The sequence below is a fragment of the Agrococcus sp. SL85 genome (genome assembly GCF_026625845.1).
Lineage (GTDB): Bacteria > Actinomycetota > Actinomycetes > Actinomycetales > Microbacteriaceae > Agrococcus.
In genome coordinates this window covers 559,045-585,314 of the sequence record NZ_CP113066.1, presented here as the reverse complement: position 1 = coordinate 585,314, position 26,270 = coordinate 559,045, and the positions used below count along the sequence as shown (strand labels likewise).

The 26,270-nt window shown below is 74.1% G+C and carries 16 protein-coding genes; all 16 read left to right on the top strand.

Annotated features, from left to right (window positions below):
• Positions 1-167: 167 nt before the first annotated feature.
• The 16 genes from OVA14_RS02835 (at position 168) to OVA14_RS02760 (ending at position 26,260) form a co-directional block, all read left to right on the top strand.
• On the top strand, positions 168-1,676 hold the full coding sequence (locus OVA14_RS02835) for a hypothetical protein (RefSeq protein WP_267504790.1): 1,509 nt from the start codon (positions 168-170) through the stop codon (positions 1,674-1,676).
• Positions 1,677-1,885: 209 nt separating this feature from the next.
• On the top strand, positions 1,886-8,032 hold the full coding sequence (locus OVA14_RS02830) for an Ig-like domain-containing protein (RefSeq protein WP_267504789.1): 6,147 nt from the start codon (positions 1,886-1,888) through the stop codon (positions 8,030-8,032).
• A 10-nt stretch (positions 8,033-8,042) separates the two neighbouring features.
• Positions 8,043-9,023, top strand: a complete 981-nt coding sequence (locus OVA14_RS02825; RefSeq protein WP_267504788.1) for an AAA family ATPase — start codon at positions 8,043-8,045, stop codon at positions 9,021-9,023.
• Positions 9,020-10,399 (top strand): DUF58 domain-containing protein, encoded by a 1,380-nt coding sequence (locus OVA14_RS02820; RefSeq protein WP_267504787.1) that lies wholly within the window; start codon positions 9,020-9,022, stop codon positions 10,397-10,399. Before OVA14_RS02825 ends, OVA14_RS02820 begins: the two co-directional genes overlap by 4 nt.
• Before the next feature lie 17 nt (positions 10,400-10,416).
• Positions 10,417-12,708 carry a transglutaminaseTgpA domain-containing protein gene (locus OVA14_RS02815; RefSeq protein WP_267504786.1) on the top strand — a complete coding sequence of 764 codons (2,292 nt, stop codon included), beginning with the start codon at positions 10,417-10,419 and terminating at the stop codon, positions 12,706-12,708.
• Positions 12,709-12,727: 19 nt separating this feature from the next.
• The gene (locus OVA14_RS02810; RefSeq protein ID WP_267504785.1) at positions 12,728-14,014 is read left to right on the top strand and encodes an RDD family protein; all 1,287 of its coding nucleotides are present in this window, start codon (positions 12,728-12,730) and stop codon (positions 14,012-14,014) included.
• Positions 13,992-14,309, top strand: a complete 318-nt coding sequence (locus OVA14_RS02805) for a hypothetical protein (RefSeq protein ID WP_267504784.1) — start codon at positions 13,992-13,994, stop codon at positions 14,307-14,309. Before OVA14_RS02810 ends, OVA14_RS02805 begins: the two co-directional genes overlap by 23 nt.
• Positions 14,306-15,130 carry a PP2C family protein-serine/threonine phosphatase gene (locus OVA14_RS02800; protein WP_267504783.1) on the top strand — a complete coding sequence of 275 codons (825 nt, stop codon included), beginning with the start codon at positions 14,306-14,308 and terminating at the stop codon, positions 15,128-15,130. Before OVA14_RS02805 ends, OVA14_RS02800 begins: the two co-directional genes overlap by 4 nt.
• Complete coding sequence (locus tag OVA14_RS02795) at positions 15,127-16,701, top strand: FHA domain-containing protein (RefSeq protein ID WP_267504782.1); 1,575 nt, start codon at positions 15,127-15,129, stop codon at positions 16,699-16,701. The genes OVA14_RS02800 and OVA14_RS02795 overlap by 4 nt, the downstream gene beginning before the upstream one ends.
• Positions 16,698-18,200 carry a serine/threonine-protein kinase gene (locus OVA14_RS02790; RefSeq protein WP_267504781.1) on the top strand — a complete coding sequence of 501 codons (1,503 nt, stop codon included), beginning with the start codon at positions 16,698-16,700 and terminating at the stop codon, positions 18,198-18,200. Before OVA14_RS02795 ends, OVA14_RS02790 begins: the two co-directional genes overlap by 4 nt.
• On the top strand, positions 18,193-18,939 hold the full coding sequence (locus tag OVA14_RS02785; protein ID WP_324288033.1) for a hypothetical protein: 747 nt from the start codon (positions 18,193-18,195) through the stop codon (positions 18,937-18,939). The genes OVA14_RS02790 and OVA14_RS02785 overlap by 8 nt, the downstream gene beginning before the upstream one ends.
• Positions 18,936-23,537, top strand: coding sequence for an FtsK/SpoIIIE domain-containing protein (locus tag OVA14_RS02780; RefSeq protein WP_267504779.1), 4,602 nt, complete (start codon positions 18,936-18,938; stop codon positions 23,535-23,537). The genes OVA14_RS02785 and OVA14_RS02780 overlap by 4 nt, the downstream gene beginning before the upstream one ends.
• Before the next feature lie 102 nt (positions 23,538-23,639).
• Positions 23,640-23,927: a WXG100 family type VII secretion target gene (locus tag OVA14_RS02775; RefSeq protein WP_267504771.1), complete on the top strand. Its 288-nt coding sequence runs from the start codon at positions 23,640-23,642 to the stop codon at positions 23,925-23,927.
• A 103-nt stretch (positions 23,928-24,030) separates the two neighbouring features.
• A complete protein-coding gene (locus tag OVA14_RS02770; RefSeq protein WP_267504778.1) occupies positions 24,031-24,651 on the top strand; it encodes a hypothetical protein in 621 nt (206 codons plus the stop codon).
• Between the two features lie 86 nt (positions 24,652-24,737).
• Entirely contained in the window at positions 24,738-25,034 is a 297-nt protein-coding gene (locus tag OVA14_RS02765; protein WP_267504777.1) for a hypothetical protein, read from the top strand.
• Positions 25,035-25,078: 44 nt separating this feature from the next.
• Positions 25,079-26,260, top strand: a complete 1,182-nt coding sequence (locus OVA14_RS02760; RefSeq protein WP_267504776.1) for a hypothetical protein — start codon at positions 25,079-25,081, stop codon at positions 26,258-26,260.
• Positions 26,261-26,270: the final 10 nt, after the last annotated feature.

Below are 26,270 nucleotides of genomic sequence, written 5' to 3'. Positions count from 1 at the left end.
GGGCCGCATCCTCCGGGATGCGGCCCCTGTCGCATCCCCGGGCGCATGCCGGGCGCATCCCCCGCCGCATGCGTCGGCGCCCGGGGTGGCGCGCCCGTCGTGAGGGGGACGCGCGCGTAGGATCAGCCGACGGCGCGGCAGATCGCGGCGCCGATGGAGGTGCACCCATGACCGACGAGCAGCAGCCCACCACGTCGTGGCGCGACCGCTTCTTCGGCTCGCGTCCCGAGGACGGCGCCGAGGCGGGCTCGCGGCCTGCTGACGCCGCTGCGGCCGAGGAGCCGTCGGCAGAGGCGACGCCGGACCGCGCGGAGGTCGCGGCGACCTCCGCCTCCGACGCCGACGCGCACCGCTCCCTCGTCGACCACGGCGCGACGGGCGAGCCCGCCGCGGACACCGAGGTGCTCGACGCCCAGGCCTCCCAGGAGGCGCACGACGACCGCGACGGGGCGATCGAGCCGACCGTGATCGCGCCCTCGTCGCTCCGCGGTCCCTCGCACTCCGCCGCGCACCCCGACGACGAGCACCGGCATGCGCGCGACGACGACGGCTCCTCGCTCGAGGCCGCGGCCGGCGCCGACGAGCCGCCCGCCCTCGTCGAGCCGCGGAGGCCCTCCTTCGGCCTGCGGCGCCGGGCGGACGGCGAGGACGGCTCCGTCGAGGGCGCCGGGCACGACGGCGCCGGGCACGACGGCGACGCGCACGACGACGACGCGCACGACGACGGCCGCGCCCACGGTGGCGCGGCTGCCGGCCTCGCGGCGGGCGCCGCAGCGGGCGGCGTCGCCGCCGCCTCGACGCGCCGGCGCGAGGAGCGCGAGTTCGTCGAGCCCGAGCCGACGCAGGCCATCGAGCAGCAGGACGCAGCGACGCGCGCGATGCCTGCCGCGGGCTCGGAGGGCGACACGCGCGTGCTCGACGCGCAGCCCGCGGGCGCGGGCGCGCCGACGGCGGCGACCGAGCGGATCGGCACCGATGCGACCGCCACCGGCACGACCGGCACCGAGCGCTTCGGCATCGTCCGCGACGACCGCGGCCCCTCCACGATCGACGTCGACGACGAGACCGGCAGGGCCGCGGCAGCCGGCGGCACGCCCATCGTGCTCGTCGAGGAGCCGCTGCCCCCGCGCCGCAAGGGCGCGCGCGGCGTCGGGTTCCTGGTCGCGATCCTCGCGACGGTGCTCTTCGCAGCGTTGCTCGCGGGCGCCGCGCTCGCCGTCGGCTATCTCTTCGACCGCGAGTTCGTGCTCGCGGACGCGCTGCAGACGCTGTGGCTGAGCCCCTCCTACCTCCTGCCCGTCGTCGTGTTCTTCCTCGCCTACTGGCTCGTCACCCTGCTCGTGAACCGCGCCGGGTGGTGGGCGCACGTGCTCGGCGCCTTCCTGGTGGCGATCCTGGCCTACGCGGCCCACATCGTCGGCGCGGCCATGGAGGCCCGCGGCGGCTGGGGCGCCGTGACCGAGCTCACCGACGTCACGGCGCAGGAGCTCGGCCAGCTGCTGCTCGCGCCCCTGTCGGTGCTCGCCTTCGTGATCGCCCGCGAGGTGCCGGTGTGGCTCGGCGGCATCGTCTCGCGCCGCGGCCGCCGCGCCCGCGAGTGGAACCGCCAGGCGATGGACGACTTCACGAACGAGAACGCGGAGCGCCTCGCGGCGTACGAGCGCACGCGCGCCTGACGCGCACCGCGCGCGCTGCGCGCAGCGCGACAAGGGGAGGCCCGGGCGGGCCTCCCCTTGTCGCGTCAGCCCATCAGCAGGAGTGATGGGGCAGATACCGGACACGCGTTCAGGGATGAGGCGTTCGCCCGTGGCAGAATCGTCGGCGGTCGTGCGCGTGCGCGCGCGACCCTCGCACGCACCGAAGTCGGGGGAGAGGGGGTGCGGTCATGCTCCGCTGGGTGAAGCGCCATCGCCGCTCGTCCGCCGCAGGTGCGCTCGTCACCGCCGTGAGCGTCGCGCTCGGCGTGCTGGCCTTCACCTACGAGGGCTTCACGACGACCGATGTCGACCTCAACGACGGCGGCGTCTGGGTCACGCGCCAGGAGAGCCAGCAGCTCGGCCGCATCAACGTGCAGGCGGAGGAGCTCGACGCCGGCCTCATCTCGCCCACCGCGCGCTTCGACGTGCTGCAGGACGGCCAGGCCGTGCTCCTGCACAACCAGGAGGCCTCGACGGCCCTGACGGTCGACCCCGTGCAGGTCACGACCGGCACGGGCGTGCAGCTGCCGCCGCAGGGCGAGATCTCGATGGACGGCGGCATCGTCGCGATCCTCGACCCGGCGAGCGGCGCGCTGTGGGCGATGCCCTTCGGCGACCTCGGCGGCTTCTCGCCCGAGACCACCGACCCCCTCGTCGAGCTCGGCGAGGGAGCGGCCGCGGCCGTCGGCCGCGACGGCACCGTCCACGCGGTCTCGCCGAGCGAGGGCCAGGAGGTCACCATCGCGCTCGACGAGGAGGGCGTGCTCGGCGAGCCCGTGCTCCGCGACCGCGGCGAGCTGCGCGACATGCGCGACCCCGTCGTCACCGCCGTCGGCGCCGAGGCGGTCGTGCACGACGCCGAGACGCGCGCCCTGCTGCTGCCCGGCGGCGCGGTGGAGGCGCCCGAGGGCGCCGCCGTGCAGCTGCCCGGCGACGCGGCCGATCGCGTCATCCTCGCGACGCCCGACGCGCTGGTGCGCCAGCCGCTCGGCGGCGGCGCCGCGGAGGTGCAGGCGCAGCCGGGAGGCGGGGAGGCCGTGCGCCCCGTGCAGGTCGGCGGCTGCGTCTACGGCGTCTGGCCGACCGGCGCGCAGTTCCTGCGCGACTGCGACGACGACGCGGCCGACCTCGAGGTGCAGGTCGACGGCATGACGGGCTCGCCGGTCGTCTTCCGCGTCAACCGCGACGACGTGGTCCTCAACCAGTACCAGGACGGCCGCTCCTGGATCCTCGCCGACCAGCTCATCCTCGTCGACAACTGGGACGACCTCGTGCCGCCCCAGTCGGAGGAGCAGAGCTCCGAGGAGGACTCGGAGTCGACCGAGGACCTCCTCACCAACCAGCCGCCGCCCGTCAACGAGGAGAACACCGCGCCGGTCGCGAACGACGACCGCTTCGGCGCCCGCCCCGGGCGCTCGACGGTGCTGCCGATCCTCTGGAACGACTCCGACCCCGACGGCGACGTGCTCACGGCCACGGTCGTCGGCGAGCTGCCCGCGGGCGTCACCGTCGCCCCCATCGCCAACGACTCGCAGCTGCAGGTGCAGCTGCCCGAGGACGCCTCGGGCTCGTTCACGTTCCGCTACGAGGTGCACGACGGCCGAGAGGGCCGCGACCAGGCAGCGGTCACCCTCGCGGTGCGCGGCGAGGGCGACAACGCGGCGCCCGAGCCCCTGCGGGAGCTCGCCTTCGCGACCGAGCAGGGCGGCGAGTACGAGTACCAGGTGCTCGACAGCTGGTTCGACCCCGACGGCGACGACATGTACCTCGTCGGCGCGGTCTCCGACTCGGGCGACACCATCCGCACCGACCCCTCCGGCCGCCTCATCTACACCGCCACGGGCGACGTGGGCATCCAGACGGTGACGGTCACCGTCTCGGACGGCCGCACCGAGGCCACGGGCGAGATCACGGTCGACATCCGGGAGCGCGGCGAGGCGCCCCCGCTCCCGAACGCCGACTTCGTCACGACCGTCGAGGGGCGCGAGGCGACGATCCGCCCGCTCCTCAACGACTTCTCGCCCTCGGGCAGGCCGCTGCGCCTCGCCTCGGTCGAGCCTGCCCCGGGCCTCGAGACCAGCTGGGACCCGAACAGCGGCACCGTCCGCGTGCTGCGCGGCGGTGTCGGCAGCTACTACCTCAGCTACCTCGTGGCCGACGGCCCGCTCTCGCAGCCCGGCCGCATCCGCGTGGACGTCCGCTCCGCCGACGACGAGGCGCGGCCCGTCGCCGTGCGCGACATCGCGCTGCTGCCGCAGGGCGGCACGGCGCTCGTCGACCTGCTGCAGAACGACGTCGACCCCGCGGGCGGCGTGCTCGTCGTCACCCAGGTCTCGATCGAGAACGGCGCTCCCGTCACGGTCGAGCTGCGCGACCGCCGCATCGTGAGCATCGTCGACAGCCGCGGCATCGAGGATCCCTTCCGCTTCACCTACACGGTCTCGAACGGCCGGTTCTCGGAGACCGGCACCGTCGAGGTCGTCCCGGTGGCGCCGCCCGAGCAGCCCCGTGCCCCCGTCGCGGTCGACGACCAGGCGACGGTGCGCGCGGGCGACTACGCGACGATCGACGTGCTCGCGAACGACTTCTCGCCCGACGGCGCTCCGTTCGAGCTCGTCGAGCAGGTCGTCGACACGAGCTTCGAGAGCGACGCGGTGGGCGTCGCCTTCATCTCCGAGGGCACGCTGCGCGTGCACGCGCTCGCCGAGGACGCACCGACGCGCGCGACCGTGACGTACGAGGTCGTCGACACGCTCGGCAACCGCGACTCCGCGACCGTCGCGCTCACGATCGTGCCGCAGGACCCCGAGCAGAACGCGCCGCCGGCGCCGAACACCGTCACGTCCCGCGTGCTCGCGGGATCCACGGTGCGCATCCCGGTCCCGCTCGACGGCATCGACCCCGACGGCGACGGCGTGGAGCTCGTCGGCTACGACACGGCGCCCGAGGGCGGCCGCATCCTGCCCGAGATCGGTCCCGACTACTTCGACTTCGAGGCCTTCCCCGAGAGCTCCGGCACCGTGGAGTTCCGCTACCGCGTGCGCGACCGCTGGGGCTCGGAGTCGACCGCGACGGCGATCATCGGCATCGCCCAGGCGGCCGACATCAACCAGACGCCGTTCGCGCAGACCGACGCCGTGACCGTGCGGCCCGACCGCGCGATCGCCATCGCGGTGCTCGAGAACGACTCCGACCCCGACCAGGATCCGCTGAGCCTCGTGGCCGACGGGCTCGAGCTGCCCGACGAGCTCGCGGACGCGACGGTGAACCCCGAGCGCGCGACGGTCGACCTGCGCTCGCCCTCCGAGCCCGGCATCTCCTACTTCTCGTACGAGATCGTCGACGCGCGCGGCGCGCGGGCGACCGGTCAGGTGCAGGTCACGGTCGACGAGGAGGCCGAGCTGCTCGCGCCGATCGCGCGCGACGACCCGCTGCCGCGCGACCTCGTCGAGCTCGACGTGCCGCTCGACGTGCCCGTGCTCGAGAACGACCTCGACAGCGACGGCGACCCGAGCGAGCTGCAGGTCTCGATCGTGACGGGCCCCGGCACCGTGACGCCGGCGGGCGCGGTGCAGGTGGTGCCGAGCGAGGCCTTCCAGGTGGTCACCTACCGCGTCACCGACATCGACGGCCTCACGGCGGAGGCGTTCGTCGCCGTGCCGCCCGTGCGCGACCAGGCGCCCTACGTCGCCACGACCGAGCCGATCCAGATCCCCTCGGGCGAGCTCCGCGAGATCCCGCTGCGCGACTACGTCACGGTGCCGAGCGGCAAGGCGCCGCGCATCACGACGGGCGAGACCGTCACCGCCGTGAACGACGACGAGACGGGCCTCATCAAGGACACGCAGACGCTGCAGTTCCGCTCGCCCCTCGGCTACGTGGGCCCCGCGTCGATCACCTTCGAGGTCACCGACGGCGACGGGCCCGACGACCCCGACGGCATCACCGCGGTGCTGACGATCCCGATCGAGGTCATCCCCTCGAGCGCGGTGCCGCCCACCTTCGAGGGTGCGGTGCTGCGCCCGGAGGCGGGCGAGGACGCCACGACCTTCGACCTGCGCGACGCGACGATCGACCCCGACGTGGGCGACCTCGAGGCGATGGAGTACGAGCTCTCCGGCTCGATGGCCGGCGTCGAGGTGAGCCTCGACGGCTCGGTCGTCTCGGCGCGCGCCGACGTGACGACGCCGCCGGGCACCTCCGGCTCGTTCCAGGTGGTCGCGATCGACCCGAGCGGCAACCGTGCCCCCGGCACGGTCGTCGTCGAGGTCGTCGCGACGAACCGCAGCCTCGCGACCGCGAACCCCGACACCGGCGAGGCCACCGCGAGCGTGCCGCTCACGGTCGACGTCGTGCAGAACGACATCAACCCCTTCGCGGCAGAGGGCATCCCGCTGCGCATCGTGGCGGTCGAGGTCATCGCGGGCGACGCGCAGGTGTCGAACTCCGACCGCGAGGTCACCGTGACGCCCGGCACCGACTTCTCGGGCGTGCTCACCGTGCGGTACACGATCCAGGACGCGACCGAGCGCACCGAGCGCCAGGTCACCGGCACGCTCACGCTCAACGTGAAGGCGCGCCCCGAGGCGCCGCCGCGCCCGAACGTCGACGCGGTCGGCGACTCCGAGGTGACGCTCACCTGGGCGCCGCCCGCCTCGAACGGCGCCCCCATCACGGGCTACACCGTGCGCTCGGCCGACGGCGCGATCGAGTTCCCGTGCCAGACGACGACCTGCCGCATCACGGGCCTCACGAACAACGTGACGTACCGCTTCACGGTGACGGCGACGAACGAGGTCGGCGAGTCCGATCCCTCGGCGGCGTCGAACGAGGCGCGCCCCGACGTGCGCCCCGAGCAGCCTGGCCCGCCCGTCGTCGCCGACGGCGACTCGCAGCTCAGCGTGACGTGGGAGGAGCCCGTGAACAACGGCTCGCCCATCCAGCAGTACAACCTCGAGATCTCGCCGCCCGCGCCCGGCGGCGTCGTCCAGCAGCAGGTGCAGGGCACCAGCTACACCTGGACGGGCCTCACGAACGGCGTCGCCTACACGTTCCGCGTGCAGGCCGTGAACCTCGCGCCCGAGCCGAGCGACTTCTCGGCCTACTCGCAGGCCAAGACCCCCGCCGGCGCGCCGTTCCAGGTGGGCCGGGCCACCGCCACCCCCGACCGCTCGATCCCCGGCGAGGTGCAGGTGCGCGTCGAGTGGGCGTACCCGGCCGGCCAGAACGGCATCGACGGCAACAACGGCGCGACGATCGAGTCGTACACCGTCACGCCCTCCAACGGCTCGCCCGCGCAGACCGTCGCCGGCAGCGCGACCTCGGCGAGCTTCCGCTTCGGCGCCACGGGCGAGAACGTGACGTTCACGGTGACCGCCACGAACCGCGCCGGCACGAGCCAGCCCTCCGAGGCCTCGGCACCCATCCGCGTGTTCACCGCGCCCGACGCCCCGTCGAACGTGCGCGCGACCGACGGCGACGGGAACTCCGTCGTCACGTGGGATCCGGGCTCGAGCAACGGCCTCCGCGCCGACGAGGTGCGCTACGAGATCACGGGCGGCGGCGCTGGCGCGCAGTCGTTCGGCCCCGGCGGCACCTACACGGGCATGGACAACAACGGCGGCCCGTATACGTTCCAGGTGCGCGCCTACGCCGTGATCGACGGCGTCGAGTACTCCAGCGGGCAGACCGCGGCGGGCAACCAGGTGCGCCCCTACGGCGCGATCGGCGCTCCGAGCGCGAACGCGACAGGCCAGGTGAACCAGGTCACCGTCAGCTGGGGCGCGCCGGGCCGCAACGGCCGCAACATCTCGACGCGCATCCGCATCGACAACGGCGCATGGCAGAGCGTGGGCAACAACGGCTCGCAGACCGTCGCGGCGCAGGGCGGCCAGACGGTGCGCATCACCGTCGAGTCGACGACGGGCGCGGCCGAGGCGGGCCACGGCGCGCAGACCACCACGGCGACCGCGCAGGCCACCGCCGAGCGCCTGAACCCGAGCGGCACGCTGAGCTCCGGCGGTGTCGCCTACCCGGGCAGCTGCCAGGGCGCCAACGGCGAGAGCTGCCACTGGTACCAGTTCAACTGGAGCGACTTCGAGCCCGGCGTCTACAACTTCTCGTGCCACCACAGCGACGGCAACGGTGCCAACAACCCCGTCGACAGCGGCCAGCTGCGCGTCGACGGCCGCAACGGCTCGACGAGCACCGAGATCGGTGGCGAGGCGGGCGACGTCCGCACGTGCTACTCGGGCTTCGCAGGCCAGGCCTGGATGCGCGTGTGGGGCAACGGCGTCGACATCCTGACCCCGCGCGTGAACTGGCCCCCCGGATGATCGGAGCAGCATGACCACCCCCATGACCCGCGAGCAGGCGACCTGGTTCGCAGAGACGTTCCAGCGACTCGTCGGCAACGTCGGCACCGCCGTGCTCGGCAAGGAGGACGTGATCCGCCTCGCCTTCACGACGATGCTCGCCGAGGGCCACCTGCTGCTCGAGGACGCCCCCGGCACCGGCAAGACGCAGCTCGCGAAGTCGATGGCGGCGACGGTGCAGGGCACGAACCACCGCATCCAGTTCACGCCCGACCTGCTGCCCTCCGACGTCACGGGCGTCACGGTGTACGACCAGAAGACGCAGGCCTTCGAGTTCCACAAGGGCCCGATCTTCGCCTCGATCGTGCTCGCCGACGAGATCAACCGCGCGAGCCCGAAGACGCAGTCGGCGCTGCTCGAGGTCATGGAGGAGGCCCGCGTCACCGTCGACGGCACGCCCTACGAGGTCGGCCGCCCGTTCATGGTGATCGCGACCCAGAACCCCATCGAGCAGGCCGGCACGTACCGCCTGCCCGAGGCGCAGCTCGACCGGTTCCTCATGAAGACCTCGATCGGCTACCCGGGGCGCGAGCAGACCGTCCGCATCCTCGCGGGCGCCTCGAACCGCAATGCCTCCGCGGGCGTGCAGCCCGTGATCACCACGGCCGCGATCGCCGAGATGGTCGACCTCGCCGCCACCGTCCACGTCGACGACGCGGTGCTCGACTACGTCGCGCAGCTCTCGGAGCACACGCGCGACTCGAAGGACACGCGCCTGGGCGTCTCGGTGCGCGGTGCGATGGCGCTCATGCGCGCCGTGAAGGTGTGGGCCGCGAGCCGCGGCCGCGCCTACGTGCTGCCCGACGACGTGAAGGAGCTCGCGCAGCCCGTGTGGGCGCACCGCATCGTGCTCGACCCCGAGGCGGAGTTCTCGGGCGTCACCGGCGACCGCATCATCGACCGCGCGGTCGCCGACATCCCCGCCCCGCAGGACCGGCAGCAGGCTGCATGACGACGGCGCCCGAGCGGGCGACGTCAGCACCCGCCCCCGATCCCGACGCCGACGCCGGCGTCGCCGCTGAGACCACCGCATCCGGCACGACCCGGCTGCGGCGCGTCGTCGAGCGCGAGCGCACGCCGCTCCAGCGGGCGCTCGACGCGACGGTGGGGCCGGATGCCGCGCTCGGCCGAGCGCGGCGCGCCGCTGTCCGCTGGGTGCGCGACCGCATCTGGCCGGCGATCGAGCCCATCACGGGCTTCGGCTGGGCGGTGCTGATCGCGACGGTCGCGACCCTCATGCTCGGGGCGCTCCTGGGGTGGAAGGAGCTCGTGGTCATCGGCATCGCGGGCGCGCTGCTGCTCCTCGCGGGCATCGCGTTCATCCTCGGCCGCAACCGCTACCGCATCGAGCTCGACCTCGCCTACACGCGCGTCGTCGTGGGCGAGCGCGCGCTCGGACGCATCGAGATCCACGCGGCCTCGCCGAAGCCCCTGCTGCCCGCGACGATCGAGGTGCCGGTCGGCAAGGCGCTCGCGTCGTTCCACCTGCCGCGCATGCGGCCGGGGGACGTGCACGAGGACGTCTTCGCGATCCCGACGAGCCGTCGCACGATCCTGCAGGTCGGGCCCGTGCGCTCCGTGCGCGGCGACCCCGTGGGGCTGCTGCGCCGCCAGGTGAAGTGGACCGACCCCGTCGAGCTCTTCGTGCACCCCAAGACGGTGCAGCTCGACGAGACGGCCCCCGGCCTCATCCGCGACCTCGAGGGCATCACGACCCGCGACCTCACGAACAGCGACATCGCCTTCCACGCGCTGCGCGACTACGTCGCGGGCGACGACCGCCGCTACATCCACTGGAAGTCGTCCGCCCGCACGGGGCAGCTCATGGTGCGCCAGTTCGAGCAGACGCGACGCAGCGTGCTCGCCCTCGGCCTCTCGACGAGCCCCGAGGACTACGCGGATCCCGCGGAGTTCGAGACCGCGATCTCGATCCTCGGCTCCGTGGGCCTGCAGGCGGTGCGCGACGAGATGGACCTCGTCGTGCAGACCTCGCGCCGCACGCTGCCTGCGACGACCGGCAAGCGCCTCCTCGACGGCCTCTCGGGCGTCGAGTGGTCGCCGCGGCACGATCGCTTCCTCGACCTCTCGGCCACCATCGGCCAGGCGCACCCGGGCGCATCCGTCGTGATGCTCCTCGCGGGGGCCGTCGTCGACCCCGCGCTCGTGCGGCGGGCCCGCACGCTCCTGCCCTCGCAGGCGCGCATCATCGTCTTCACCGTCGTGCAGGGCGCGAGCCCCCGCATCCAGCCCATCGGCGACGTCGTGCTCGCGACGATCGGCTCCGTGAGCGACCTGCCGCGGATCATGCGAGGGGTGGCGCTGCAATGAGGTCGAGACCGCGCCGCATGCTGCCGCGCACCCCGCGCGAGGCCGCGATCGACTGCGCCGCGATCCTCGCGGTCATGCTCGTCGCGACCCTGTCCTTCGGCCCCGTCTTCGGCGGCACCGCCTACCTGGTCGCGGGCCTCGGCGGCGCGATCGCCGGCATCGGCGTGGGCGTCGCGACCTCGCTGCGGCCGCTCCGCGGCTGGCTCATGACGGCCGCGGGCGTCGTGCTCGTGCTCGTCGTGCTCGGGCCCGCGCTCGCCGTGCCCCGCGCGACGATCGGCGGCGTCATCCCCACGCTCGACGCCTGGCGCGAGCTGCTGCTGGGCGTCGTCTACTCCTGGAAGGGCCTGCTGACGGCCGAGCCGCCCGCCGAGGGCTTCCCGAGCCTGCTCGTCGTGCCCTTCCTCACCACCCTCATCACCTCGACGGTCGCGACGGTCCTCGCCCTCCGCCTCGGTCGCGGCGCGCCCTTCGCGATGATCCCGGCGTCCGTCGCGCTGCTCGTCGGCATCGCCTTCGGCACGAAGATCGCCTTCTGGCCCATCGTGCTCGGCGTCGTCGTCGCCGGCGTCATGGTCGGCTGGTGCTCGTGGCGCCGCGAGGCGTGGCGCACTGGCCTCAACGACGAGGTGGAGGTCACGAACGACACGCGCCACCGCGGGCAGGCGCAGCGGCAGCGCACCCTCGGCGCCGTCGGGATGGTCGCCGCGGCGCTGCTCGTCGCCGGGCTCGTCTCGATCCCCGTGCAGACGCGCGACCGCGCGGTCCTCCGCGACGTCGTCGAGCCGCCCATCGAGCTCGCCGAGTACCCGAGCCCGCTCGCGGGATTCCGCAACTGGCACAAGAACTTCGAGGACGAGACGCTGCTGCGGGTCTCGGGCATGCCCGAGGACGGCCGACTGCGCCTGGCGACCTTCGACTACTACGACGGCACGGTCTACGCCGTCGCCGGCAGCCAGCAGACGAGCGGCTCCGGCACGTTCTCGCGCATCGGCGACGAGGTGCTCACCCAGCAGTCGGGCACCGAGGAGCGCGTGCGCGTCGAGGTCGGCGACTACTCGGGCATCTGGGTGCCCGACGTCGGCTTCCTGCAGTCGCTCGCCTTCGAGGGGCCGCGCGCCGAGGACCTCCAGGGCTCGCTGCACTACAACGCGCAGACCGGCACCGCCCTCGCGCTCGACGGCCTCGCGCCCGGCGACGCCTACCAGCTCGACGCGATCGTGCCCGAGCAGCCCTCGATCGAGGCGCTCGAGGACAGCGCGGTCACCGAGCTGCAGGTGCCGCAGGCGGCGGTCGTGCCCGACCTGCTGCAGGCGTGGGTCGTGGAGCACGGCTCGAACGGGCAGACGAAGCTCGAGAACATCGTGGCGATGCAGCGGATCCTGCAGGGCGGCTCGTTCAGCCACGGCCTCGAGGACGACCCGATCCCCTCGCTCGCCGGCCACGGCGCCTCGCGCATCCAGTCGATGTTCGAGCGCGACGTGCTCGTCGGCGACGACGAGCAGTACGCGACCGCCTTCGCGCTCGCCCTGCAGCGCATCAACGTGCCCTCGCGCGTCGTCATGGGGCTCTACCCGGACGACGGCTTCCGCGGCGGCGACGAGCCGGTCGAGCTCACGGGCGGCGACATGCACGCGTGGGTCGAGATCCCCTTCGAGGGCTACGGGTGGGTGCGCTTCGACCCCACCCCGCCCGAGGAGAACCAGGACATCCAGCCCGAGCCCGAGCCGCAGCCCGAGCCCAAGCCGCAGGTGCTGCAGCCGCCCCAGCCGCCCGAGGAGCCCGCCGAGCTCTCGCCCGACACGGTCGCCGACGAGGGGCAGGAGGACGACGAGGAGATCGAGGACGCCGCGTGGGTCGTCTGGCTCTGGATCGCCGGCTCGATCCTGCTGCTCGTGCTGCTCATGCTCGCCCCGTTCCTGGTGGTGGGCGCGGTGAAGGCTGCGCGCCGGAAGCGCCGCTTCGGCGCGGAGCGCGAGAGCGACCGGCTCTCCGGCGGGTGGCACGAGGTGGTCGACGAGGCCGTCGACCTCGGCCTGCCGATCCCCGCGGGCGTGACGCGTCGCGAGGTCGCCGGCGCCGTGGAGGATCGCTACCCTCGATCGCGAGCGACCGAGATCGGCGAGTTCGTCGACGCGGGCGTCTTCGGCCCGGGCGAGCCCGAGCGCGAGGACGTCGACGCGTTCTGGCGCGACGTCGAGCGCAGCGTGAGCGGGATGCGTTCCGAGGCATCCCGCAGGCGCAGGCTGCTCGCGAGGCTGTCGCTGCGCTCGTTCCTGCGACGCAGGCACGAGCGGAGGCGGCGATGACACGCATGCGGAGGAAGCCGTGATCTGGGAGATCGACGAGGGCAGGCGGACGGTCGAGGGGCTCGACGAGGACGGCCGGCCCGACCCCGAGTACGCCGCGGCGCTCGGGCTCCGCCGCGCGCCCGCCGGGCGCCGCGCGGTCGCCTCGCTCATCGAGTTCGGCATCTGGGCGCTCCTCCAGCTCCCCTACTGGATCGTCGCGCTGCCGACGCTCCTCAAGGTCGCCACGGGCTCGCTGCAGCCCTGGGGGCTCGCGAGCCACCCCGACCTCGTGTGGATGGTCGTCGCGACCGTCGTCTCGTCGGTGCTGACGCTGGCCTTCGTGATCGTGCAGCTCGTGCTCCACGGCCGCAAGGGCGTCACGCTCGGCAAGGCGATCATGGGCCTGCGCTCCGTGAACGTGAAGACGCTCGCGAAGCCGGGCATCGGCGCCGCGGTCCTCCGAGGGCTCGTGCTGTGGGCCTCGTTCCTCGTGCCCGTCATCGGCCCGGCGCTCTTCCTCGCCTCGCCGCTGCTCGACCGCGAGAAGCGCGGCCGCGGCTGGCTCGACCACGCCGCCGGCACCTGGTTCGTCGACGTGCGCGAGGGGCTCGACCCCTACCACGAGAAGCGCATGCGCATCGCGCGGAAGACGGTCGCCGCCGAGCCGGAGGCGGAGCGCTCGCAGCTGCCGTCCCTCGCGACGCCCGCCGACTCGGCCGCCGCCGCGTACCGGCCGGGGGCGCGCATCAGGCTCGGGCGTCGTGGGCGCCGCGCGGCCGCAGCCGACGGGCGCGCAGCAGCCCGTGGGCCTGTCGTCCCAGCCGTCGGAGCCGGCCCCCGCGCACACCGTGCCCGGCATGCCCGCGGGCGGCGCGCGCCTCGGCGGCTACCGCCCGGGCGAGCTGAGCGGCACCGCAGGGCACGACGCGCCGCCGACACCCGCGGGCCCCGCCTCGGCGCCGCTCTCGGGCGGCATCGTCGACAGCGTGCCCGGGCGCCCGGCCGCCCCGGCCGGCGCGCCGGGCGGCGACGCGCGCTGGCAGCCGCCGCGCCCGCAGGCCTCGCGCGCGGACGCGCAGGAGGCCCCCGCCTGGGCGCCCGCGAGCCCGATCGCCGACGAGACCGTCGTCGAGGTCGACCACGAGGCCGCTGCCGCGCAGCCCGCGCCCGTCGCGGCCGCGCCCGCTGCGCCGGCGCCGGCCGCCGAGGTCGACGACCGCACGATCCGCCGCGTCGAGGTGGTCGAGGACGACGACCTCGAGGCCACCCGCGCTCGGCCCTCCGCGCGCGCCGCGGCAGCGGTGCTCGCCTTCGACAGCGGTGAGCGCTTCGCCATCACGGGCGCGGCCCTCATCGGCCGCAACCCCTCGCCCTCGCCCGGCGAGGTCGTCGAGCACCTCCTGCCGATCGCCGACGACACCCGCTCGGTGTCGAAGACGCACCTGCTCATCGCCGTCGCGCCGCTCGCGGCCGTCGACCGCGCCTCGACGAACGGCTCGAGCGTCGTGCGGGCGGGCGCGGAGCACGCGCTCGAGCCCGGACGGCCCTTCGCGCTCGTGCCGGGCGACGTCGTGCGGTTCGGCGACCGCACCGTCGTCCTCGAGGGCGGCGGCGCATGAGCACGATCGGCGAGTACCGCTTCAGCCACCCCTCGATCTCGCTCCGCTGGGCCGCGGCGACGCATCCGGGCCGACGCCGCACCGTGAACGAGGACTCCGTCTTCGCTTCGTTCCCCGTCTTCCTCGTCGCGGACGGCATGGGCGGGCACGCCTCGGGCGACGTCGCCTCGGCGCTCGCGATCGAGGCTTTCCGCAGCCTCAAGGGCCGGACGCTCTCGGACGTCACGAGCGTCGAGGGCGCCGTCGAGCGCGCGTTCGAGGACGTGCGCACGCAGGCGACGGGGGAGCCGGTGGGCGGCACGACGCTCTCGGGCGCCGTGCTCGTCGACGTCGACGGCGTCGCGCACTGGTTCGTGCTCAACGTGGGCGACTCGCGCACCTACGTCTACGCCGACGGCGAGCTCGAGCAGGTGACGGTCGACCACTCGGTCGTGCAGGAGCTCGTGGAGTCGGGGGCGCTGCGCCGCGTCGACGCGCGCCGCCACCCGCACCGCAACGTCATCACCCGCGCGCTCGGCGCCGGCGACAGCCGTCCCGCCGACGCGTGGCTGCGGCCCGCGGAGCGCGGCCAGCGGCTGCTCGTCTGCTCCGACGGGCTGAGCGGCGAGGTCGACGACGTCGAGCTCGCCGAGATCCTCGGCGACCTCGCCTCGCCCGCGGCCGCGGCGGCGCTGCTGCTGCGCCGCGCGCTCGACGCGGGCGCCCCCGACAACGTCTCGGTCGTCGTCGTCGACGTCGATGCCGTCGCGCTCGACGAGGCCGAGCTCTTCGACACGCACGCGCAGACGATCGACGACACCATCCCGAGGGAGGCACGATGAGCGCCCGGATCGAGTACGCCCCCGGCGAGGCCTGGTGCGTCGCCGCAGGGGCGGTCGTGCTCGTCTGCGAGCGCGACCTCGTGCCCGGGCGGGCCGCCGCGCTGCACGCCGAGGCGGCAGCCGTGCGCGATGCCGCGGGGCTCCGCGCGCTCCTCGAGGCCGAGCCCACCGCGCTGCTCGCGCTGCTCGACGCCGACGGCGCCCGCACGGTGCTCCGCCGGCACGGCGTGCCGGCGACGGCCGACGGCTCGCCGATGCCCGACCGCTTCGGCGGCGACTGGGCTGAGGACGTCGCTGCGGCGGACGCGATCGTCGCCGCGGGCGGGCTCGCCGCCCTCGAGGGCGCCCGCCTGCCCTTCGAGGGCGGCGTCGTCCGCGTGGCCGCCGTGCGCGTCGCGCCCGCGCCGGCCGCGCCCGAGCCGACTCCCGAGCCGGTCGAGGAGCACGCGGTCGGCGCCTTCGGGCAGACCCAGCCGCCGCGAGTCGCGACGACGCCCGAGCCCGAGCCGGAGACGGCGTCGGATGCGGAGCCCGAGCCCGTGACGGAGCCCGTGACGGAGTCCGAGCCCGAGCCTCAGCCCGTGGCGGAGCCCGAGCCGCAGCCGCTCGCCCAGGCCGACGCCGAGGCGCTCCGCCCGGCCGAGCCGGAGCCCGCCCAGCCGGAGCCCGCGGCACCGGATGCGGTCGAGGCCGAGCACGCCGACGTGCCGTTCGACGACGTGCCGGTGACGGGCATCCAGCCCCTCCCGCCGCACCTGCGGGAGGCCAGGACTCTGCAGGACGCCGCGGCGCCGGCCTCCGCGACGCCGCCCGAGCCCCTGACCGAGCACTCGGGACCGCTGTCGGGCCTCATCGACTCCGTCCCCGGGTTCATCCGGCCGGCGGCCGCCGTCCGGCCCGCGTCGCCGCCTGCGGTCGCGCCCGAGGCGCCGGCGTCCGCCGCGTCGGAGCCCGCGCCCGCTCCCGAGCCCGCGCCGCTCGCGTCCGCGGCCGCACCCGACGCGGCCGGCGACCACGACGGCATGACCGTCACGGCCGCGCAGGCGCGCGCGCTCCTCGGCGACCGCGCGCCCCGCTCCGGCGGCATCGACGTCGCCGCGCCCGCCACGGGACCGCTCGTGCTCTCGACGCTCTGCGCGGAGGGCCACGTCAACGCGCCCGGCACCACCGTGTGCACCACGTGCGGCACCGCCATCGACGACGCCTCCGCTGCGCAGCGCCGCCGGCCCGAGATCGCCGTGGCCGTGCTGCCCTCCGGCGACCGCATCCCGCTGGGCCGCGGCGTCGTGCTCGGCCGCCGCCCGCGCTCGCGCCGCGTCGAGGACGGCCGCGTGCCGCGCCTCGTCACGGTCGAGAGCCCCAGCGAGGACATCTCGCGGAGCCACCTCGAGCTGCGGGTCGAGGACTGGAACCTCGTGGCCGTCGACCTCTCGTCGACGAACGGCACGCTGCTGCTGCGCGAGGGCGCCGCGCCGCAGCGCCTGCGCCCCGAGGCCTCGACGATCCTGCAGCTCGGCGACCGCCTCGACCTGGGCGACGGCGTCGTCGTGACGATCGAGTCGGCGCCGTGAGCCCGAAGCGCGCGCCGTCCGCCCCGCCGGAGCTGCCCGGCTACGACTACGTCTCGCTGCTGGGCTCCGGCGGCTTCGCCGACGTCTTCCTCTACCAGCAGCAGCTGCCCTCGCGGCACGTCGCCGTGAAGGTGCTGCTGCCGGACGCGGTGAACCGCGAGCTCATCGACAACTTCCGCCACGAGGCGAACGTCATGGCGCAGCTCTCGACGCACCCCTCGATCGTGACGATCTACGGCGCCGCCGTCGCGCCCGACGGGCGGCCGTTCCTCGCGATGGAGTACTGCTCGCGCCCGAACCTCGGCGTCCGGTACCGGCGCGAGCGCTTCGCGGTGCCGGAGGTCCTCTCGCTCGGCGTGCAGATCGCGGGCGCCGTCGAGACCGCCCACCGCGCCGGCATCCTGCACCGCGACATCAAGCCCGCGAACATCCTCGTCACGGCCTACAACCGGCCGGCGCTCACCGACTTCGGCATCGCGACGAGCTCGGGCGGCACCGACGACGCGAGCGGCATGTCGATCCCGTGGTCGCCGCCCGAGGCCTTCCTCGACCCGCCCCGCTCGAGCCCCGCCTCCGACGTCTTCTCGCTCGCGGCGACGCTCTCGACGCTGCTCGCGGGCCGCACGCCCTTCGAGATGCCCGGAGGCTCGAACACGAGCGTCGACCTCATCGACCGCATCCAGCGCGGCGAGCTCTCGCCGCTCGCGCGCTCCGACGTGCCCGCGCGGCTCGAGGCGGTGCTCGCCGCGGCCATGGACCCGGATCCCGGCCGGCGCCATGCGAGCGCCATGGCCTTCGGGCGGGCGCTGCAGCAGGTCGAGGCCGAGATGGCCCTGCCCGTCACGCCCCTCGACGTGCTCGACGACGGGCTCGACGCCGAGGAGGTGGCCGAGGAGGACGGCGGCGCCACCCGGATCCGAGGCGTCGTCTCGATCGACCCGCACGCGGGCGAGGCCCCGCCGAGCGCGATGCCCGCGGCCGTGGCCGCGGTGCCCGACGCGACCGTGCGCAGGCCGCGGCCCGCGGCGCAGGCGCAGGCTGCTGCGCCGGGCGCTCCCGCCGCTCCGGCGCAGCCCGAGCAGCCGCGCAGCCGACGCCGCACCGCGGTCGGCATCGCCGCGGGCGTCGCGGTGCTCGCGCTCGGCGGCGGCATCGCGGCGCTCGCGCTCGCGGGCGGCGGCGGGGCACCCCCGTCGGCGAACCCCTCGCAGACCGTCGCGGCGCCGCCCCTCGCGCAGCGCCCGCCCGCCCCGATCGCCGTCGAGGGCGAGGTGAGCGGCGGCACGGTGACCTTCACGTGGACCAACGCGCAGCCGCAGGAGGGCGACACCTTCCTGTACCGCTACGAGCCCTCGGTCGGCGACCCGACCTCCTCGAGCACGAGCGCGCCGCAGGTGGTGGTCGACGCGGACCCCGACGGCGAGACGTGCATCCTCGTGCGGCTCGTGCGCTCCGACGGCCGCGACTCGAACGATGCGGAGGGGTGCGTCGATGGCTGACCAGGCTCCGGTGCTGCAGGTCGAGTTCGCGGGGGAGTGGGCGCGGCTCGACCCCTCGCGGCCCTTCGTCATCGGCCGCGAGGGCGACCTCACCGTCGACGACAACCAGTACCTGCACCGCGCGTTCCTCGACGTGCGCTTCGTCGACGGCCTCTGGTGGCTCTCGAACGTCGGCTCGCGCCTCTCGGCCACCGTGTCGAGCGCCGGCGGCGCCGTGCAGTCGTTCCTCTCGCCGGGCGCGCGCCTGCCGATCGTGTTCGAGGAGTGCTCGATCGTCTTCACGGCAGGGCCCACGACCTACGAGCTCGGCGTGCACTGCGACGACCCCTCATTCGCGATGTCGGTGGAGCACCGCCGCCGCAGCTCGGGCGAGACGACCGTGATGCCCGTGGGCCTCACGCAGCTGCAGAAGCTCCTCATCGTCGCGCTCGCCGAGCCGATGCTGCGCCGCGACGGCGTGGGCGTGAGCGAGCTGCCCTCCTCGGCGGCCGCGGCCGAGCGGCTCGGGTGGACGATGAGCCGCTTCAACCGCAAGCTCGACAACGTCTGCGACAAGCTCGACCGGATGGGCGTGCAGGGCCTGCGCGGCGGCGTCGGCAAGCTCGCGAGCAACCGCCGCGCGCGGCTCGTCGAGTACGCCGTCTCGTCGCAGCTCGTCACGCGCGCCGACCTCGCCCTCCTCGACGACCCGGCGCTGCGCGCCGCCGACGACGCCACCGATCAGGAGCCCACCGCATGAAGGTCAAGCTGACCCTGCACCGGCCCGCCGCCGACCCGACCGACGTCGTGATCACGGCCGACTCCACGGCCACGGTCGAGGACGTCGCGCGGCAGATCGCGCTCGCCGACCCGACGCGCTCCATCGTCGTGGGCGAGCGCGAGACGCTCACCCTCGCGGTCGCGCCGCCGACCGAGCAGAGCCTCGTGCGGCTGCAGCCCGACGCCCTCATCGGCGAGGCGCCGATCGGCTCCGGCTTCCACGCGCGGGTCGAGAGCCTCGGCGAGGGCGGCGCGCGCCACGGCGGGCCGGCGGGCAGCGCGCTCGACGCCGTCGCGGTCCTCCGCGTCGTCGGCGGACCCCTCCGCGGGCAGGAGTTCCAGCTCGGCCGCGGTCACGCGACGATCGGTCGCGACGCGTCGAACGCGATCGTCCTCGCCGATCCGCTCGTCTCGAAGCGCCACGCGCGCATCGAGGTCGGCGCCCACGTCGAGGTCGTCGACCTCAACTCCGCGAACGGCGTGCTCGTCGACGGCGGGCTCGTCTCGCGCCTGCGCGTGACCCCCGGCGCGACCTTCACGATCGGCGACAGCGAGCTGCAGGTCTCGCTCGCGGGCGCCTTCGACGCCTCCGGGCCCGACCCGGTGCTCGAGCGGGGCGGCGCGCTGCTGTTCAACCGCTCGCCGCGCGTCGAGGCCCGCTACCCGGGCACCGCCTTCGACGGCCCGCGCATCCCGCGCGAGATGATCCAGCGGCTCTTCCCGTGGCCCATGCTCGTCGCGCCGATCCTGCTCGCGGCCGCGATGTACGCCCTCACCGAGAACCCTCGCTCCCTGCTCGTCGCGGCGATGACGCCGATGATGCTGCTCGGCAACTTCATCAACATGAAGACGCAGAACGGGCAGCGCCAGAAGTTCGAGGTGCAGATGTTCGAGCAGAAGTTCGAGCAGCTCGAGGAGGAGCTCTACCGCGAGAAGCCGAAGGAGGAGGCGGTGCGCGGCATGGAGGTGCCGCCCGTCGCCGAGGTCTTCGAGCACGCGATGCGCCTGGGCCCCATGCTCTGGACCCGCCGGCCCGAGCACTGGAACTTCCTCGCGGTGCGCCTGGGCACCTGTCGGGCGCTCTCGCGCAACAGCATCAAGGAGGAGGAGCAGCAGGACGGCCTCCCCGAGTACCTCGACCGCGTCGAGCGGCTGCGCGAGCGCTACCGCTACGTCGACGACGTGCCCATCGTGGAGTCCTTCGAGTCGGTCGGCTCGATCGGCATCGCGGGCCCGAAGTCGCTCGCGGCCGACGCGCTGCGCGGCCTGGCGCTGCAGCTCTACGGCCTGCACGCGCCGAACGAGGTCGTCACGGTCGCGCTCTGCGACGCCGACTGGACGGGCGAGCTCGAGTGGATGAAGTGGCTGCCCCACACCACGAGCGAGACGAGCCCGTTCAAGGACATGCCGCTCGCCGACTCCGCGACCGCGGGCGCCGCGCTCCTCAACGGGCTCGAGGAGCTCGTCATGGGCCGCTCGAAGTCGGCCTCGCCCGACCGCAAGACGCCCTACGACGAGGACTGGGACCCGATGCGGTACGGCACCGACGTCGAGCGCGCCGCGAAGGACGCGGTCACGAGCATCCAGACCTCGGTCGTCATCGTCGTCACGAACGACGCGCCCGTCGACCGCCCCCGGCTCACGCAGATCCTCGAGCGGGGCGCCGCCGTGGGCGTGCACGGCGTCTTCGTGGCGCCGACCGTGGAGTCGCTGCCGGCGGTGTGCCGCTCCTACGTCGACGTGTCGGGCGGCCTCGAGGCCGCGCGCGTCGGCACGGTGCGCTCGGGCGCCGACTACGAGGGCGTGCGCGTCGAGGGCGTCTCGGGCGAGTACATGCAGATGTTCGCGAAGCGCCTCGCGCCGGTCGTCGACGCGAGCATCGTCGTCACCGACTCCTCCGACATCCCCGACTCCGTCATGTTCCTCTCGCTCGTGGGCCCCGAGCTCGCCGAGGACCCGAACGCGGTCATCGACCGCTGGCGCCAGAACAACACGATCATCGACCGCTCCGGCGGCCAGAAGCCGCGCCTGAAGAAGGCCGGCACGCTGCGGGCGATCATGGGCCAGGGCGCGACCGACGCCATGACGCTCGACCTGCGCACGCAGGGCCCCCACGCGCTCGTCGGCGGCACGACGGGCGCGGGCAAGTCGGAGTTCCTGCAGGCGTGGGTGCTCGGCATGGCGGCCGCGCACAGCCCCGACCGCGTGACCTTCCTCTTCGTCGACTACAAGGGCGGCTCGGCCTTCGCCGACTGCGTCGAGCTGCCGCACTGCGTGGGCCTCGTGACCGACCTCAGCCCGCACCTCGTGCGGCGCGCGCTCACGAGCCTCCGCGCCGAGCTGCACCACCGCGAGCACCTCTTCAACCGCAAGAAGGCGAAGGACCTGCTCGAGCTCGAGAAGCGGCAGGACCCGGAGACCCCGCCCGCGCTCGTGCTCGTCATCGACGAGTTCGCGGCGCTCGCGGGCGAGGTGCCGGAGTTCGTCGACGGCGTCGTCGACATCGCCCAGCGCGGCCGCTCGCTCGGCATCCACCTCATCATGGCGACGCAGCGCCCCGCGGGCGTCATCAAGGACAACCTGCGCGCCAACACCAACCTCCGCGTCGCGCTCCGCATGGCCGACGAGTCCGACTCGAAGGACGTCGTCGACGACCCCGTCGCGGCATCCTTCCCGCCCTCCATCCCCGGCCGCGGCATCGCGAAGACCGGGCCCGGCAGGCTCGTGCCCTTCCAGTCGGCCTACGCGGGAGGCTGGACGACCGACGAGGTGCAGGTCGCCGACGTGAAGGTGGCCGAGCTGCGCTTCGGCTCGCTGCAGCGCTGGGAGCCGGAGGCAGCGCCCGAGTCCGACGCGCACGACGAGGACCTGGGCCCCAACGACCAGAAGCGCGTGGTGCGCACCCTCATCGCGGCCTCGCAGCAGGCCCGCATCCCCGCGCCCCGGCGCCCGTGGCTCGACGACCTCGAGACGGCCGTCGACCTCCGCGACCTGCCCATCGAGGGCGACGGCCGCATCGTGCTCGGCAAGGCCGACATCCCGGAGCGCCAGCGCCAGGACCCGATCTACCTGCACCCCGACCGCGACGGCTCGATGCTCGTCTACGGCACCTCGGGCTCGGGCAAGTCGACGCTCCTCAAGTCGATCGCGACCGCGGCGGGCATGCGCCCGGAGCTCGGCCGCGCCGAGGTCTACGGCCTCGACTTCGCGAGCGGCGCGCTGAAGCCGCTCGAGGTGCTGCCGCACGTCGGCTCGATCATCGCGGGCGACGACGCCGAGCGCGTGCAGCGCCTGCTGCGCTCGCTCGGCCGCGAGCTCGACCGCCGCGGCAAGGCCTTCGCGGCGGCGAGCGCCGCGAGCCTCACGGAGTACCGCGAGCTCGTCGACCCGGACGCATCGCGCATCTTCCTGCTGCTCGACAACTTCCCCCAGTTCAAGGCCGACTGGGAGGTCACGAGCGCGCGGGCGCCGTTCTACCAGGTGTTCATGCGGATCCTCGGCGAGGGCAGGCCGCTCGGCATCCACGCGATCGCGACGGCCGACCGCTCGGGCGCCGTGCCCACCGCGGTCAGCTCGAACATCTCGCGGCGCGTGGTGCTGCGCCTCTCGGACGAGTCGGCGTACACGCTCGTGGGCGCGCCGAAGGACGTGCTCGACGACGCCTCGGCGCCCGGCCGGGCGATCGTCGACGGCCTCGAGCTGCAGGTGGCGGTGCTGGGCGGCTCGCCCAACGTCGCCGAGCAGACGAAGCTCATGGGGCAGCTCGCCGAGGCGCTGCGTGCGCAGGGCGCGCGCGACGTCGAGGAGATCGGCGCGCTGCCGACGCGCCTCTCGCTCGAGGCGCTGCCCGACCGCGTCGACGACTTCCCCGTCATCGGCGTCGCCGAGGACACCCTCGCGCCGCGCGACTTCGACCCGATCGGCACCTTCATCGTCGCGGGCCCGCCCCAGTCCGGCAAGACGAACGCGCTCAAAGCGCTCGTCGTGGCGGTGGAGCGCTTCGATCCCGAGGTCCGGCTCTTCCACTTCGCCGGCAGGCGCTCGGTGCTGCACGACTTCCGGCCGTGGGTGCGCAGCGCCACGCGCCCCGAGGCGGCGAAGGAGCTCGCGAAGGAGCTCGCGGAGATCGTCGCCGACGAGACGGTGCCGGGCCGCATCCTCGTGGTGGTCGAGAACGTGCCGCAGTTCGCCGACTCCGACGCGGAGCGGGCCATGAAGGAGCTCTTCCAGGCCATCAACCGCAGCGACCACCTGCTGCTCGGCGACGCCGACGTCACGCAGGTCACGGGCGGCTACGGCTTCATCGGCGACTTCAAGGCGGGCCGCAAGGGCATCGTCCTGAAGCCCGACGCCTACGACGGCGACTCGGTCTTCAAGGTGCCCTTCCCCAAGGTCAAGCGCGCCGACTTCCCGGAGGGCCGCGGCATCTTCGTGCAGAACGGCCGCGCCGTCACGATGCAGCTGCCGCTCGTGCCCGAGCGCCCCGCGCCGGCGCCGGCGGCCGCGGCCGCGGCGCCGCCCGTCGCGGCGGCGGGCGTGCAGGAGGAGACGCTGCAGGCGGTGCCGGGCGACGCCTAGCGGCATGGGGACTCCTCCCCATCGACCGCGCAGGCGCCCGTCCGTACGGTGGTGGCAGGTGGTCCGGGTGGGCCACGATCCAGGAACGAAGGGAACGGGACCATGAGCGACTTCGGTGCTTCCTATGCCGAGATGGAGTCCACTGCGGGCAAGCTGGACACGGGCAAGGAGGACATCGCCGGTGTCCTCAAGGACCTCAAGTCGGCGGTGGACACGCTGCTGGGCGAGGACTTCAAGACGCAGCACGCGTCGGGCAAGTTCGGTGAGGGCTACGAGGAGCTGACCTCGGGCCTGGAGACGGCGATCGAGGGCATCTCCGACATGGGCGAGGCCCTGCGCGGCATGATGCAGGCGATCCAGTCGCTCGACGAGCAGATGGCCGGCAGCTGACCGCACCCCGTCCCAGGAGGGGCCCGACCACGGCGGTCGGGCCCCTCCTGCGCGCGGGCCGCAGCCCCGGTGCCCTGCCAGCCTCCGCTCCTAGGATCGACCCGTGACCGACCCCACCTCCGCCCCGTCGCTGCGCGAGGCGCTCGGCGCGCCCGCCGACCCCGAGTTCGAGCTCGTCCTGCCGGAGGGCTGGGTGCGGCGCGACGTCTCGCCCGAGACCGAGCGGGCGATGCTGGACGCGGCGAGGGCGCGCCTGATGGAGGCGCACCGCCCCGACCTCTACGGGCAGCTGCGCGCGCAGCTGCAGGAGTCGTTCGAGGCCATGCGCCGGATCGGCGCGATCGCGCACTTCGGCCCCGAGGCGGGCGCGCCCGACAGCGCGTTCCTCCCGGCCTCGCTCATCGCGTCGATCCGCACGCCCCAGCCGGGCGCGACGCTCGCGGAGGAGATGGCGCAGCGGATCCGAGAGGGCGCGACCGATCTGCACGGCGACCGCAGGTTCGTGCGCTTCCAGCGCGAGGCGACGACGCGGGTCGGCACGGAGCGCGCGGTGCAGACGACGGTCGTCTACCTCACGCCCGTCCCCGGCTCGCGGGGCTCGCGCGCGCTGCAGCTCACCGCGGTCATCACCCGCGGCGCGGAGTTCCCGGCCGACGACCCGGCGCTCGTGCTCATGCAGCGCCTCTTCGACGGCTGCGTCGCGACGCTGCGCTGGGACCGCTGAGGCGGGTGGGGAGTCCTCCCCATCGCGCGTCGAGCATCGCTCGCCTACCGTGATGCCAGACACCCCAGCCTGAGGAGGCACCCGCGATGGACGTCCTGATCAAGTTCGAGGACCTCGGCACGCTCAACGACTACCTCAAGCAGATCATCGCCGAGTTCGACGCCGCGGAGGACCGCGCCGACCAGCTCGAGGGCGCCATCGGCGACCCCTACGGCCGCAACGACCTGCGCGAGGCCGTCGAGGACTTCGAGGATCGCTGGGACGACAAGCGCGACGAGCTGCGCGACGGCATGAAGAGCGTGCAGGAGCACGTGCAGGGCGTCATCGACGGCTTCACCGACTGGGACACCGAGACGGCCGCGTCCATGAGCGAGCAGGGCTGAGCGCCATGTCGTGGATGGATCCGTCGCCGAAGGGTCGCAGGATCGTGGTGGTCGAGGGGGATCCGCAGACGATCATCCGGCGTGGTGAGGAGATCGAGGCGCTGGGTCGGATGATGTCGGACTCGGCGACGATCCTGGAGGGTCTGGCGGAGGGCACGGACGGTCTGCAGGGGAAGGCTGCTGCGAAGCTGCGCGAGGGCGTGGGCGATGTGCACGGGACGCTGGCGGAGGCGGGGCAGCTGTACACGCCGACGGGTCCGGTGGTGCGTCGGTACGGGGTGGCGCTGTCGGAGGATCAGTCGGCGATCGCGGGGCATGTGGCGCTGTGCGAGGGGCTGTGGGAGACGTTCCGGTCGCTGCCGGGCTCGGTGGAGCCGCGGGGGACGGGTGGCTGGTTCGAGCCGGAGGCGGGCAGCGAGGAGGCGCAGCAGCAGGCCGACGAGGACGAGGCGAAGCGGCTGGCGTACGAGGCGTGGGAGGACGAGGCGCGGCGCTTCGATGCGGACTACGACTCGTGGGAGTCGGCGTTCGAGGCTGCGGCGGCGGATGTCGGCGATGCGGTGGCGGGGAAGATCGAGGACTCGTTCTGGGACGACCTGGACGGGTTCGTGGCGGGTGCGCTGAAGGTGCTGCAGGTGGTGGGCCTCGTGCTCGCCGTCGCCTGCATCATCATCGGCGGACCGATCCTCGCGGCGATCGCCGCGGTCGTCGCGATCGCGACGCTCGCGCTCACGACCTACGCGTTCTTCCGCGGCGATGCCACGCTCGGCGACATGATCTTCGCGATCGTCGGGGTCATCCCCTTCGGCTCGCTCGGCAAGGGCGTCGGCCCCTTCTTCAGCGACATGGCGGGCGGCATCTTCTCGTCGGCGGGGCGGACGGCGATCGCGAGCAGCGGTGCGCACTTCGCGGGCGGCCTCACGCGGGGCTTCAGCCGTGGCATGGCCGACGGCATGGGGCTGCTCGGCTCGCTCGGCCGCGGCGGCCGCGGTGCGCTCCAGGGCCTCTCGCAGGGCGGTGCGAACGTCGCGGACGGCCTTGCGCGGCTGTTCGGGTACACGGGCCAGACCGACGCGCCGGGCATCCTGGGCGGCGTCTGGGGCGACGGCCACGTGAAGAACCTGTTCGGGGTGCCGGACGGCGCGGCGGAGATCTTCGGCGACGGCGCGCTCCACAACGCGATCGAGGGCCTCGACGTGCGCGTGCCGTGGGCGCCGCACCGCTGACGCCCGGCCC